At 64.1% G+C, this 12461-nt stretch carries 14 protein-coding genes; 11 read left to right on the forward strand and 3 right to left on the reverse strand.

The features are described 5' to 3' along the window. Positions 1-6: 6 nt before the first annotated feature. Entirely contained in the window at positions 7-960 is a 954-nt protein-coding gene (locus tag X730_RS145540; protein WP_023669581.1) for a PhnD/SsuA/transferrin family substrate-binding protein, read from the reverse strand. Positions 961-1135: 175 nt separating this feature from the next. On the opposite strand from X730_RS145540, the gene X730_RS145535 reads away from it, so the two are divergent. From X730_RS145535 to rpsT, 4 genes are all read left to right on the forward strand, one after another. Beyond that, positions 1136-2374 carry a phosphopentomutase gene (locus tag X730_RS145535; RefSeq protein ID WP_023681992.1) on the forward strand — a complete coding sequence of 413 codons (1239 nt, stop codon included), beginning with the start codon at positions 1136-1138 and terminating at the stop codon, positions 2372-2374. Next, entirely contained in the window at positions 2367-3257 is an 891-nt protein-coding gene (gene mutM, locus X730_RS145530; protein ID WP_023681993.1) for a bifunctional DNA-formamidopyrimidine glycosylase/DNA-(apurinic or apyrimidinic site) lyase, read from the forward strand. Before X730_RS145535 ends, mutM begins: the two co-directional genes overlap by 8 nt. A gap of 40 nt (positions 3258-3297) precedes the next feature. Next, complete coding sequence (locus tag X730_RS145525; RefSeq protein WP_023681994.1) at positions 3298-4071, forward strand: enoyl-CoA hydratase; 774 nt, start codon at positions 3298-3300, stop codon at positions 4069-4071. Positions 4072-4230: 159 nt separating this feature from the next. Continuing rightward, positions 4231-4497, forward strand: coding sequence for a 30S ribosomal protein S20 (gene rpsT, locus X730_RS145520; RefSeq protein WP_023681995.1), 267 nt, complete (start codon positions 4231-4233; stop codon positions 4495-4497). Positions 4498-4523: 26 nt separating this feature from the next. Here rpsT and X730_RS1000000167610 read toward each other — a convergent pair whose 3' ends face one another. Next, positions 4524-4775 carry a hypothetical protein gene (locus X730_RS1000000167610; protein ID WP_155922475.1) on the reverse strand — a complete coding sequence of 84 codons (252 nt, stop codon included), beginning with the start codon at positions 4773-4775 and terminating at the stop codon, positions 4524-4526. A gap of 568 nt (positions 4776-5343) precedes the next feature. On the opposite strand from X730_RS1000000167610, the gene dnaA reads away from it, so the two are divergent. Beyond that, entirely contained in the window at positions 5344-6888 is a 1545-nt protein-coding gene (dnaA, locus tag X730_RS145515; protein ID WP_031197124.1) for a chromosomal replication initiator protein DnaA, read from the forward strand. 27 nt (positions 6889-6915) lie between these two features. Here dnaA and X730_RS1000000167615 read toward each other — a convergent pair whose 3' ends face one another. After that, a complete protein-coding gene (locus tag X730_RS1000000167615) occupies positions 6916-7191 on the reverse strand; it encodes a hypothetical protein (RefSeq protein WP_155922476.1) in 276 nt (91 codons plus the stop codon). Between X730_RS1000000167615 and dnaN the strand changes: the two genes are divergently transcribed. The 6 genes from dnaN to X730_RS145485 all read left to right on the forward strand — a co-directional run bounded on the left by dnaN (position 7190) and on the right by X730_RS145485 (position 12458). Continuing rightward, positions 7190-8308 (forward strand): DNA polymerase III subunit beta, encoded by a 1119-nt coding sequence (dnaN, locus tag X730_RS145510; RefSeq protein ID WP_023669575.1) that lies wholly within the window; start codon positions 7190-7192, stop codon positions 8306-8308. The two genes, X730_RS1000000167615 and dnaN, sit on opposite strands and share 2 nt — an antisense overlap. A gap of 58 nt (positions 8309-8366) precedes the next feature. Further along, entirely contained in the window at positions 8367-9512 is a 1146-nt protein-coding gene (gene recF, locus X730_RS145505; RefSeq protein ID WP_023818816.1) for a DNA replication/repair protein RecF, read from the forward strand. A 31-nt stretch (positions 9513-9543) separates the two neighbouring features. Then, a complete protein-coding gene (locus tag X730_RS145500; protein ID WP_023826815.1) occupies positions 9544-10305 on the forward strand; it encodes a molybdopterin-synthase adenylyltransferase MoeB in 762 nt (253 codons plus the stop codon). Between the two features lie 4 nt (positions 10306-10309). After that, positions 10310-10798 carry a GNAT family N-acetyltransferase gene (locus X730_RS145495; protein WP_023826816.1) on the forward strand — a complete coding sequence of 163 codons (489 nt, stop codon included), beginning with the start codon at positions 10310-10312 and terminating at the stop codon, positions 10796-10798. After that, positions 10795-12048 carry an aconitase X catalytic domain-containing protein gene (locus X730_RS145490; protein WP_023682000.1) on the forward strand — a complete coding sequence of 418 codons (1254 nt, stop codon included), beginning with the start codon at positions 10795-10797 and terminating at the stop codon, positions 12046-12048. Before X730_RS145495 ends, X730_RS145490 begins: the two co-directional genes overlap by 4 nt. Further along, positions 12045-12458 (forward strand): DUF126 domain-containing protein, encoded by a 414-nt coding sequence (locus tag X730_RS145485; protein WP_023826817.1) that lies wholly within the window; start codon positions 12045-12047, stop codon positions 12456-12458. The genes X730_RS145490 and X730_RS145485 overlap by 4 nt, the downstream gene beginning before the upstream one ends. Positions 12459-12461 lie beyond the last annotated feature (3 nt).

Here is a 12461-nt window from a genome sequence, read left to right on the forward strand (position 1 = left end):
CCGGCTTTATTGCGCGCCGCTGTCGGTGCTGCCCGACACCAGGCGCACGATGGAATCGGCCATCGCATAGTCACTCGCAGCGGCGAGCGTGAACCCTCCCGAATGTTTCGATTCCACGAAATCGTAGACTTCCGGCGACTGCGATCTGAGATTGGTGAGGAAGACGGTCAGTCGGCGTTTGGCTTCGGGGTCGAGATCGCTGCGGACGGCGTGAGGGCCGTATCTGAGCACGCCGGAGGTCCAGATGATCTGGAGCGCGGCTTCTGGAATGCCCGCCGCCTCCAGTCGCGCCGCCGTGCCGTCCGGATCAGCCGGCTGATCGCCAGCAATCGCCGTCCGGTTTTCCGCCGTGGCCCGCTCCCAGCCGAACAAGGCATCGGCCTGGCCATCGACCAGCATCGCTTCTGCGGCGGCAGCCGAGCCGGCATGAGCGAGGAATGGCGCATCCTGGCTGATCTTGATGCCGTCGGCCGCCAGCCCGGCGAGCGGTAGAAGCGAACCGCCGACATTGTCGGAAGGCGCCATGGCGATGCGGTGCGTTTCCAGGGCCGCGAGATCGGAAAGCCTGCCGTCGCGCGTCAAAAGCACGGAGCGGATGCCCGTGGCACCGTCGGCATCGACCGGCGCCACAAGAGGTTCGACGCAGCCGCAGCGCTCCGAGGCGGTGGCGTAGGCGGTCGCCGAATAGACCGCGTACTGAATCCGGCCATTGGCCTGTGCCTCTATCAGCGCCGCATAGTCATGCGCGACGACGAATTCCACCTTCATGCCGAGCGCCCTGCCGTAGGCGTCAGTCAGCATGGCCAGACCCGGAACCGTGTTGCCGGCGCCCGGCTCGGCAACGATGCCGATCCGAAACGTGCCGATCTGGTCGCGCCAGTCGGCGTGCGCGGCGAGCTGCGAGGCCAGCAGCGCTACAGTGGTCGCCAGTGCACTCCAACCCAGGTCAGCCCGTCTCATCGATCCATGCCCCGCACGCCGTTCCTTGAAGCGCATCGCATGTCTCAAGGATGCGTACAGCGCGCCTGCCCGACTTCGCGACCATCGCGTCAGGCCGTTGCCGCCTGGTTTACGATTTGCCAATGCCGCGACGGGACCTTATGTCTGGTCAACCAGACTGGCAATGACGGCACCGATGGCACGCGCTTTCCTCTTCGTTCTCGATTCTTTCGGCATTGGCGGCGCCGCCGATGCCGAACCCTATGGCGACGCCGGCTCGAACACATTCGGACATATCGCGCTGGCCTGCGCGGAAGCCCGCGCCGATCGCGAGGGCCTGCGCGAGGGACCGCTGAAGGTGCCCACCATGGTTTCGCTCGGTCTCGGCCGCGCAGCAGAAACCGCAACCGGCTTCCAATTCGACAGCAAAGCCGCTGTTTCAGCCTCCGCTTTCCACGGCGCCGCGCAGGAGATTTCGAGCGGCAAGGATACGCCGTCGGGTCACTGGGAAATCGCCGGGCTGCCCGTGCGGTTCGACTGGGGCTATTTCCCCGATAAGGTGCCCACCTTCCCTGCCGAACTGACCGAAGCGATGATCCGCGAGGGTAAGGTGCCGGGCATTCTCGGCAACTGCCATGCGCCCGGCACGGAGATCATCGAGCGCTTCGGCGAGGAGCATATCCGCACTGGCCAGCCGATCTGCTACACCTCGGTCGATTCCGTCCTGCAGATAGCAGCGCACGAAGTTCATTTCGGCCTGGAGCGGCTCTACGAGTTCTGCAAGACGGTACGCCGGCTGGTCGATCCGCTGAAGATCGGACGGGTGATCGCACGGCCTTTCCTGGGCGAAACATCGGCCACCTTCGAGCGCACCTACAACCGCCATGACTACGCCGTGCCGCCGCCTGAGCCGACGCTGCTCGACCGCTTGACCGGGCGCGGCAGCCGGGTGATCGCGGTCGGCAAGATCGGCGACATCTTCGCCCATCGCGGTATCTCGGAAGTACGCAAGGCGCCCGGCAACATGGCAATGTTCGACAAGGCGCTGGGTGCGATGGACGATGCCGGCGACGGCGACCTGGTGTTCGCCAATTTCGTCGACTTCGACACCGATTTCGGCCATCGCCGCGACGTCGCCGGCTATGCTGCAGCGCTCGAAGCCTTCGACCGCCGGCTGCCCGAGGCACTGGCAAAGCTGAAGCCGGGCGATCTGCTCATCCTCACCGCCGACCATGGCAACGATCCGACATGGCGAGGCACCGACCACACGCGCGAACGCGTCCCGGTCATCGGCACCGCACCGGGTCTCACGGGCGGCGACATCGGGCTCAGGACCACCTTCGCCGATATCGGCGAGACGGTCGCCGAACACCTCAAGCTGGCGCGCGGCCGCCACGGCGCTTCCTTCCATGCGGCGATAGGCGGCCATGCCTGAACTGCCCGAGGTCGAAACCGTCCGGCGCGGCCTGCAGCCGGTTCTGGAAAGCGCGCGGATCGTACGCGTCGAGGCGCGCCGGCCCGATCTCAGATTTCCGTTTCCGGCGAAATTTGCGCAGCGGCTGACCGGCAAGACGGTCATCGCGCTTGGCCGCCGCGCCAAATATCTCACCATACACCTGGACGATGGCCCGGTGATGATCTGCCATCTCGGCATGTCGGGCTCGTTCCGCATCGAGACCGCCGATGAGAAAGAGACGCCCGGCACGTTCCATCAAGAGCGCTCGAGGAATGCCAAGCACGACCATGTGGTGTTCCATGTCGTGTCGCCTGTCGGCGTCCAGTCTCGCGTGGTCTTCAACGACCCGCGTCGGTTCGGCTTCATGCTGTTTGCGGAAGGCCTGGCCGAGGCGCATCCGATGCTCGCGGGACTGGGCGTCGAGCCGACCGGCAATGCGCTGGAAGGCGCCCTGCTCGCCTCTCTGCTGAAGGGCCGCAGATCGCCGTTGAAGGCGGCGCTGCTCGACCAGAAGCTGATTGCCGGGCTCGGCAATATCTATGTGTCGGAAGCGCTGTGGCGCGCCGGCCTTTCGCCATTGCGCGAGGCAGGCACCATCGCCGGGACCAGCAAGAAGGCCAAGGAACAGAGCGAACGACTGGCCGAGGCAATCCGTTCGGTGATCGCCGATGCGATCGCCGCCGGCGGGTCTTCGCTGCGCGACTATGTGCACACAGACGGGTCGCTGGGCTATTTCCAGCATTCCTTCGCGGTCTACGATCGCGAAGGCGAGCCCTGTCCGACGCCCGGCTGTCGCGGCCACATCGAGCGCATCGTGCAAAGCGGCCGCTCGACCTTTTATTGCCGGACCTGCCAGCGGTAAGCTAGACGGTCCTTCAGTGCCGCAACCAGGAGGCCAGCCCATGAGCTATGAAACCATCATCGTCGAGACGCGCGGCAAGGTCGGCCTGATCACGTTGAACCGGCCTAAGGCGCTCAACGCGCTGAACGCGCAGGTGCTGGCGGATTTGCTGACGGCGGCAAAGGGGTTCGACGCCGATCCCGGCATCGGCGCCATGGTCATCACCGGTTCCGAGAAGGCTTTTGCGGCGGGCGCCGACATCAAGGAAATGCAGGCCGTCACCTACGCGGAGGCCTATGTGCAGGATTTCTTCGTCGGCTGGGAAGAGTTTACCCGTGCGCGCAAGCCGATGATCGCCGCTGTCGCGGGCTATGCGCTGGGCGGCGGCTGCGAACTGGCGATGATGTGCGATTTCATCATTGCCGCCGACACGGCCAAGTTCGGCCAACCCGAAATCACGCTTGGCGTCATTCCCGGCATGGGCGGCTCGCAACGGCTGACCCGCTTTGTCGGCAAGTCGAAGGCCATGGACATGTGCCTGACCGGTCGGATGATGGATGCCGCCGAAGCCGAGCGCAGCGGCCTGGCCTCGCGCGTCGTGCCGGCCGGCGAGTTGATCGAGGAGGCGATGAAGGCCGCGGCCAGGATATCAGAGTTTTCACTGCCATCGGTGATGATGGCCAAGGAGGCAGTCAACCGCGCCTACGAGACGACGCTGGCGGAGGGACTGCGCTTCGAACGCCGGCTGTTCCACTCGCTGTTTGCGCTCGACGACCAGAAGGAAGGGATGGCAGCCTTTGCCGAGAAGCGGAAGCCGAATTTCACCAATCGCTAGAGTGGCGGCGGCGAGGACCAAAAAGAAGCCAAAGCGGCGTTGACGCGCCGGAAAAGCTGAACTATAAGCCGCTCCAACCGAGGCGGCCGTTGGCTGCCCGTTTGTTTTTTGCGCCCTGCGGCATCCCGCATGCGCCCACCAGATCAGAAGAGAGGCATCATGGCCAATACCTCCTCGGCCAAAAAGGCAACGCGCAAGATCGCCCGCCGCGCAGCGATCAACAAGAACCGCCGCTCGCGCGTGCGTACATATGTCCGCCAGGTCGAAGAGGCACTGGCTGCCGGCGACAAGGCAGCCGCGCTGGAAGCCTTCAAGACCGCAGAGCCGGAATTGATGCGCGCCGCGACCAAGGGCGTGATCCATAAGAATACGGCATCGCGCAAGGTGTCGCGTCTGGCTCACCGCCTCAAGGTGCTGTCGGCCTGATTGACCGTTCCTGAACTGTCGTTCTTTCAAACCCGGCCAATCGCGCCGGGTTTTTTCGTTTGCCGGCAAGCACTTAAAAAGAACGGCCGCAAAGCACGCCCGAGCCGCATTCCAGAGTCTGGAATGCTTTGCCGGCACATACACTCCCACTGATATTCCAATCCGCCGAAACGGCCCACGCCAATAAATTTGGCTGTCACAAATTGCTGATGTTTTTCAACGACTTGCTGGAAGTGATCCACAGCTTGTTCACATCGCCTGTGGGCGATAGGCAGCAAGTTGGTGTCAAGCGAATTATTTCAGAAAATTTCAAACCGCACAGCCATTTTCATATTCGCGGCAAAAGGGTTTGAATCCCAATGGCTTTGTCAAAATATGCGCTTCCAGCACGGAGCCCGAACCGTTGTTCACTAACCAGATTCCTTAAAAATCCGTTAGAGGTGGCCTTGCCCTATCCACAGCGATTTCGGTAATGTCGATCTATCGAAAGGGACGGGCCTTAGCCCTTAACCCAGCCTGAATCGGCCAGCTAACAGTGGCAGAATTCATGACGTGGATCAATTCCGCGAACGGGTATGGCTTGCCTTTTCGATACGATAGGGGACTGGCGTAATTGTACATGGCAGCTTGATGGCGCACCGGCGTTTTCGCCGGGTAGCACCGCTTTGCCCGAACATGTCAGACGGACTGGCCTTAAGCAGCCGGGACCGATCCCATTCTGACGAGGCAACGTCATCCGCCGGCGGCGGCGGTGGTGTTGTAGCGAAGATACGGTCGCCGGAAACATGGGTGCAGGAGGCGCACTCCCGGCGGAAAAAAGGTACAAAGGAAAAGGGACGCACAATCATGCAGAGCGGCATCGAGCGGGAGCTTACGGGCGACCTGCCATTTCCCGGAACATTGGTCGGAGCGCACGATATGGCGGCTTCCAGCGACGCGGAACAGAAGTTCGACCGGGTCAAGGCCCAGTTGAAGGCGCGCCTGGGAACCGAGGTCTATTCGAGTTGGTTCGGCCGTATGAAGGTGGCTGAGGCTTCCCGGGGCATTGTACGCATCTCGGTGCCCACGGCCTTCCTGCGCTCGTGGATCAATGGCCATTATCTCGATCTCATCGCCGATCTGTGGAAGCACGAGGATCCCGAAATCCTCAAGATCGAGATGGTCGTGCGCACCGCGACCCGTCCTGCCCGCAATGGCGCCGAACCCGAGGTCGTGCCGGCGCGCAAGATGACCAAGCATACGCAGACCGCATTGGCGGCCGGCACGGTCGGCCCCGGCAGGGTGGAGCGGGCGCCCGCCCCTCGTCCCGGCACGCCGATCGAGAGCGAATTCCGGCACAATGTGCTGGGGTCGCCGCTCGACCCGCGCTACACGTTCGGCTCCTTCATCGAAGGCCCGTCGAACCGGGTGGCTTTCGCCGCAGCCAAAGCCGTGGCGGAATCGCAGTCGAGCGCGGTGCGCTTCAACCCGCTGTTCCTTCATGCAACCGTCGGGCTCGGCAAGACGCACCTTTTGCAGGCGATTGCGGCCGAATCCCTGAAACAGAACCCGAAATCGCGCGTCGTCTATCTGACGGCCGAATATTTCATGTGGCGCTTCGCCACCGCGATCCGCGACAACAATGCGCTGACGCTGAAGGAACAGCTGCGCGACATCGACCTCTTGATCATCGACGACATGCAGTTCCTGCAGGGCAAGTCGATCCAGCACGAATTCTGCCATCTCATCAACATGCTGCTCGACAGCGCCAAGCAAGTGGTGGTTGCCGCCGACAGGCCGCCGTCGGAACTGGAATCGCTGGAACCGCGGGTGCGCTCGCGCCTCAATGGCGGTGTCGCGCTGGAAATGTCGGCGCCGGACTTCGCCATGCGCATCGGCATGCTCAAGCTGCGGCTTGCCACGGCCAAGGTCGACGATGCGTCGCTCAATATTTCGGAGGAGATCCTCAACCATGTCGCCCGTACCGTCACCGGCAGCGGGCGTGAGCTGGAGGGCGCGTTCAACCAACTGCTGTTTCGTCAGTCGTTCGAGCCGGCGATCACCATCGACCGCATCGACGAGATCCTGGGGCACATCTATCGCTCTGGCGAGCCGAAGCGGGTGCGCATCGAGGACATCCAGCGCATCGTGGCGCGCCACTACAATGTGTCGAAGACCGAGTTGCTGTCCAACCGGCGCACGCGCACCATCGTGAAGCCCAGGCAGGTCGCCATGTACCTGTCGAAGGTATTGACGCCGCGCTCGCTGCCGGAGATCGGCCGGCGGTTCGGCGGGCGCGACCACACCACGGTGCTGCATGCGGTGCGCAAGATCGAGGACCTTTCCGGCGTCGACAACACGCTGGCGCAGGAACTGGAACTGTTGCGCAGGCTGATCAACGACCAAGCCTGATCGGCGCGGCAAACGGAGCGCGCCGGGTTAGAGTATTCGGTCGTCGCGCTTTAAATTTTCTTGTTTTGATGCATGTCTTTGTCCCAAAACCGCTGCGCAGTTTTCGGCGACATGCATCGGTTGCCGGCCAACGTCCGCTTTATCCCCAGAAAGCCCGCTTAACCGGCGCGAACCGGTGGCCCGGACTTGCGTTTGCTGGCTTTTTCCTGTCAGTTTGCATAGATTCTGAGCCTGTTCAGACCTTTCGCGGGGCGCCGCCCACTGGTGACCCGTCCATTCATTCAAGCGAGCCTGTTTCGTCATGCGTGTTATCCTGGAACGGTCCAATCTCCTGAAGTCGCTCAACCACGTTCATCGCGTGGTCGAGCGGCGCAATACCATACCGATCCTGTCGAACGTGCTGCTCAGCGCCGAGGGCGCCAGCCTTGAAATGAAAGCCACCGACCTCGACCTCGAAGTGACCGAAGCGACGCCGGCAAAGGTCGAGCGCGGCGGGGCGACGACGGTTCCGGCGCACCTGCTCTACGACATCGTGCGCAAGCTGGCCGACGGCGCCGAAGTGATGCTGAAGACCGACGAGGACGGCAACGCCATGACGGTAACGTCGGGCCGCTCGAGCTTTCGCCTGCAATGCCTGCCGCAGTCCGATTTCCCGGAGCTTTCGGCGGGATCCTTCTCACACATCTTCCGGCTCGATTCCGTCGCCCTGAGAGGCCTTATCGAAAAGACCCAGTTCGCCATATCCACCGAAGAGACGCGCTACTATCTCAACGGCATCTACCTGCACACGCATGAAACTGGCGGCAAGCTGAAGCTGCGTTCGGTGGCGACCGACGGCCACCGCCTGGCGCGCGCCGAGATCGACGCTCCGGCCGGGTCCGAAGGCATGCCGGGCATCATCATTCCGCGCAAGACGGTCAGCGAGTTGCAGAAGCTGGTCGACGATCCCGATGTCGCGGTGACCACCGAATTGTCCGACACCAAGATCCGCTTCACCATCGGCAGCGTGGTTCTGACCTCGAAGCTGATCGACGGCACTTTCCCGGACTACCAGCGCGTCATTCCGACCGGCAACGACAAGAAGCTGATCATCGACCGCCAGAGCTTCGCCGCCGCCGTCGATCGCGTCTCGACCATTTCCTCCGAGCGCGGCCGCGCGGTGAAGCTTTCGATCACCGAAGGCCAGGTGACGCTTGCCGTCAACAATCCGGATTCGGGCAGCGCCACCGAGGAACTGGCGGCCGACTATTCGTCCGACCCGATCGAGATTGGCTTCAACGCCAAATATCTGCTCGACGTCGCTGCTCAACTGACCGGCACGGAAGCCAAGTTCATGCTGGCCGATGCCGGCTCGCCGACGCTGATCCACGACATGGCCGATGAGACCGCGCTCTACGTGCTGATGCCGATGCGGGTGTAGCCGCACTGCGGCACACTGCAGCATAGTGATTGCGGCGACTTCTATAGGCGGATAGCGGTTGCCGGAACAAAATCACATAAGTAAGCTCACACTTACGAATTTCCGCAATTATGCGGCGTTGTCGATCGGCTTTTCACCCGGCGCGGTGGTGTTTTCCGGCGACAATGGCGCCGGCAAGACCAATCTCCTGGAAGCCATCTCGCTGCTGACGCCTGGCCGCGGCCTGCGCCGCGCGCCCTATGTCGACGTGGCCCGCGAAGGCGGCGATGGCGGCTTTGCGCTCCACGCAAGGCTCGACGGGCCGGAGGGACAGGTCGAGATCGGCACCGGCATCACCGGGGGTGAAGCGGCCGGCGAGGGTGGTCGCAAGGTGCGCATCAATGGCGCGCCGGCAAGGTCGGCCGACGCCATGCTGGAATGGCTGCGCGTGGTCTGGCTGACGCCGGCCATGGACGGCCTGTTCCCCGGACCTGCCGCGGACCGGCGGCGCTTTCTCGACAGGCTGGTGCTTGCGATCGATCCCGGCCACGGCCAGCGCGCGCTCGACTATGAGAAGGCGATGCGCGGACGTAACCGACTGCTTACGGAAGGTTCGCGAGACGGCGCATGGTTCGACGCCATCGAGATGCAGATGGCCGAAACCGGCGTGGCGATCGCGGCTGCGCGCGCCGAACTGGTGCGCCTGCTTACCGCCATGATCGACAGGCTGCCTTCCAGCGGGCCGTTTCCGCAGGCCGACATCAGCCTCTCCGGCGACCTTGAAAGCGACGTCGCCACAGCACCCGCCGTGGACGTCGAGGAACGCTATCGCGGTGCCCTTGCCGACGGCCGCGAGCGCGACCGCGCCGCCGGACGCACGTTCGATGGCCCGCACCGTTCGGATCTGCTGGTGCGCCACCGCCCCAAGGCGATGCCGGCCGAACTCTGCTCGACCGGAGAGCAGAAGGCGCTGCTGGTCGGCATCGTGTTGTCGCACGCAAGGCTGACCGGCGAGATGTCGGGGATGACGCCGATCCTGTTGCTCGACGAGATTGCCGCGCATCTCGATGCCGGCCGGCGCGCCGCGCTGTTCTCGATCCTGGAAGAGCTGAGCTGCCAAGCCTTCATGACCGGAACCGACGCCGCGCTGTTTTCCAGCCTGAGGGGACGCGCGCAGTTCCTCACCGTCGACCACGGCACGGTTGGGCCAACCGAAGAGACCTGACAAGCTTTTTGCTCCGCTATATGGTCCGGCAATGACCCCTGCCGCCCTCACCGACGAAGAGCTCGAACGCTATGCCCGCCACATCGTGCTGCCCGAGATCGGCGGCGCCGGCCAGCAGAGGCTGAAGCGGGCCCGGGTACTGGTCATCGGCGCCGGCGGGCTCGGCGCGCCGGTGCTGGAATATCTCGCTGCCGCGGGCGTCGGCACGCTTGGCATCGTTGATGACGACATTGTCTCGCTGTCCAATCTGCAGCGGCAAGTGATCCACGCCACCGATACGGTCGGCACGGCGAAGACCGAGAGCGCCAAAGCAGCGGTCGCCCGGATCAATCCCCATGTCGCGGTGGAATTGCACGGTTTCAGGCTGACGGCCGACAATGCTGCCGTCCTCGTCACGCGCTACGACGTGGTCGTCGACGGCTCCGACAATTTCGAGACGCGCTATGTGGTGGCTGATGCCTGCGCGGCGGAAAAGCGGCCGCTCGTGCATGCCGCCGTCGGCCGCTTCGACGGCTCGGTGACGGTGTTGATGCCGTTCGGCACCGGCGCCGACGGCAGACCGAACCCTGGATATCGCGACCTCNACCTCTTTCCCGAAGCGCCGCCAGAGGGGCTGGTGCCGTCCTGCGCGGTGGCCGGGGTCGTCGGTGCGCTGACCGGCGTCGTCGGCACGCTGCAGGCGATGGAAGCCATCAAGCTGATCACCGGCATCGGCGAACCACTGGTCGGCCGGCTGCTGCTCTACGATGCGCTGTCGGCGCGCTTCGACACGATCCGCTACAAGAAAAACTGACCGCATGGATCAGTCCACCAGCGTCCTTGTTACGCAGCTCGCCTCCGATTTCGAGCGCTGGGATGAACTGCTCAGCCTGATCATGCATTCCTTTGCGCCGATGGACGGCGTCATCGATCCGCCCTCCTCTGCGCATCTGCTGAGCGTCGAAAGCCTGAGGGACAAGGCTGGGCGGGAAACGGTGTTCGTGGCTCTGCAGGGCGGCCAGATCGCAGGCTGCGTTTTTGCGCTGGAGAGACCCGATGATTTCTATGTCGGCAAGCTCGCCGTCGAACTCGGGCTTCAGGGCCAAGGCATCGGCAGACGATTGATGCAGGCTGTCGAGGATCTTGCCCGCAACCGCAACAAACCCGCCATCGAACTGCAGACGCGGGTCGAGCTCACGGCAAATCACGCAACCTTTGCGCGTCTCGGCTTCCGCGAAACCGCGCGCACGGCGCATGACGGTTATGACCGGCCGACCTCGATCACCATGCGCAAGGAGTTCGCGTGAGCCTCGCCCTCAGCGCACAGGAGCAGACAATCGCCTCCGGCCATGACGGGGCGGCGATGGCGATGCGCATCGTTGCCGAAAGCGCTGCGCTGCTCGGCGCGCCGCGACTGATCCCGATCGCCTCGACGCATATAGACGGCGCGCTCTATCACGGCGATTCCGGCACGCTGTTTGCCGAAAGGCTGGTCGATGGCGGCGCCAGGGTCGCGGTGCGCTCGACGCTCAATGTCGGCGCGCTCGACCTGATGGGCTGCTCGCGCGTGCGCCTCGAAGAGCCGGCGCGCGGCATGGCGCGACGAATGATGGAGGCCTACCGCAAACTTGGCTGCGAGCAGAGCTGGACCTGCGCGCCCTATCAGGCCGGCCACAGGCCAGCGCTTGGCAGCGATGTCGCCTGGGGTGAATCCAACGCGGTGGTGTTCTGCAATTCGGTGCTGGGGGCACGCACCAACCGCTATGGCGACTTCCTCGACATCGCCTGCGCCATATCGGGGCGCGCGCCGGATTACGGCCTGCATCGCCCCGAGAACCGGCAGGCACGGCTGGTGTTCGATGTGTCCGGCCTCTCCGCCTCGTTCCTTGGATCCGAGATCGCCTGGCCGGTGCTGGGCAACCTCTACGGCCGTGAGGTCGGCAATGCGGTCGGCGTCGTCACCGGCATATCCAGCCATCCCGGCGAGGATGCGCTGAAGGCCTTCGGCGCGGCGGCGGCATCGTCGGGCGCCGTCGGCCTGTTCCATATCGCTGGGGTAACGCCAGAAGCGCCCGACGCCGAGACCATCCTGGTGGGCGGCAGGCCGGAAACGATGATCCGCGTAACGCCGGAGATGGCCATGAAGGCCCGCGCCGGCCTGTCCACCGCAGCCACGCAGACCGCCATCGATGCCGTGGCGATCGGCAGTCCGCATCTGTCTTTGGCCGAATTCGATGCACTTGAGCGGCTGATTGGCGGGCGGCGGCTCAGCGTGCCGATTTACGCCTGCACCGGCCGCCACGTGCTCACCAGGCTGGAGCAGAACGGCAAGCGCAAGATGCTCGAAGCCAGCGGCGTCATCATCGTCGCCGACACCTGCGTGGTGGTGACGCCGATCCTGCCGAATCTGGCCGGCGGCGTGCTGATGACCAATTCGGGAAAATTCGCGCACTACGCGCCGGGCAATACCGGTTACGCCGTGCTTTACGGCTCGCTGGCCGACTGCGTGGAAAGCGCGGTTGCCGGTAAGCCCAGGTTTACGGATATCGCCGCATGAGCGCCATCGCTGAAATCCTGGTGCCGGGCAGCGGAGGCGAAGGGCTGGCCTTGGTGCTGATGGCGCCGATCAGCTTCTGGGGCGGCGTCGATCCGAAGAGCGGCCGCATCGCCGATGTCCGTCACCCGCAGCATGGCGAGACCATTTCCGGGCGTGTGCTGTTCCTGCCCGGCACGATCGGCTCGTCCTCAGCGTCAGCCGTGCTGATGGAACTCGTCCACAATGGCCATGCGCCGACGGCACTCGTGCTGCACGAGCCGGACGCGATCCTGCTGCTTGGCTTGATTGTGGCCAGGGAAATGGGCTGGCCGGCGCCGGTAGCGCTCAGGCTCAGGCGCGACGCTTTTGAGGCCTATCGCGGCAAGCGTGTGAGTGTCGCGGCGGATGGCGCCCTCACAACCGCATCCTGAACG

The sequence above is a fragment of the Mesorhizobium sp. L103C131B0 genome (genome assembly GCF_000502275.1).
In the GTDB taxonomy this organism is placed as follows: domain Bacteria; phylum Pseudomonadota; class Alphaproteobacteria; order Rhizobiales; family Rhizobiaceae; genus Mesorhizobium.

What these genes read in the sequence shown, in the direction of transcription:
- X730_RS145540 (WP_023669581.1), bottom strand. Translation starts at nt 960, where the DNA reads ATGAGACGGGCTGACCTGGGTTGGAGTGCACTGGCGACCACTGTAGCG.
- X730_RS145535 (WP_023681992.1), top strand. Translation starts at nt 1,136, where the DNA reads ATGGCACGCGCTTTCCTCTTCGTTCTCGATTCTTTCGGCATTGGCGGC.
- mutM (WP_023681993.1), top strand. Translation starts at nt 2,367, where the DNA reads ATGCCTGAACTGCCCGAGGTCGAAACCGTCCGGCGCGGCCTGCAGCCG.
- X730_RS145525 (WP_023681994.1), top strand. Translation starts at nt 3,298, where the DNA reads ATGAGCTATGAAACCATCATCGTCGAGACGCGCGGCAAGGTCGGCCTG.
- rpsT (WP_023681995.1), top strand. Translation starts at nt 4,231, where the DNA reads ATGGCCAATACCTCCTCGGCCAAAAAGGCAACGCGCAAGATCGCCCGC.
- dnaA (WP_031197124.1), top strand. Translation starts at nt 5,344, where the DNA reads ATGCAGAGCGGCATCGAGCGGGAGCTTACGGGCGACCTGCCATTTCCC.
- dnaN (WP_023669575.1), top strand. Translation starts at nt 7,190, where the DNA reads ATGCGTGTTATCCTGGAACGGTCCAATCTCCTGAAGTCGCTCAACCAC.
- X730_RS1000000167615 (WP_155922476.1), bottom strand. Translation starts at nt 7,191, where the DNA reads ATGACGAAACAGGCTCGCTTGAATGAATGGACGGGTCACCAGTGGGCG.
- X730_RS145495 (WP_023826816.1), top strand. Translation starts at nt 10,310, where the DNA reads ATGGATCAGTCCACCAGCGTCCTTGTTACGCAGCTCGCCTCCGATTTC.
- X730_RS145485 (WP_023826817.1), top strand. Translation starts at nt 12,045, where the DNA reads ATGAGCGCCATCGCTGAAATCCTGGTGCCGGGCAGCGGAGGCGAAGGG.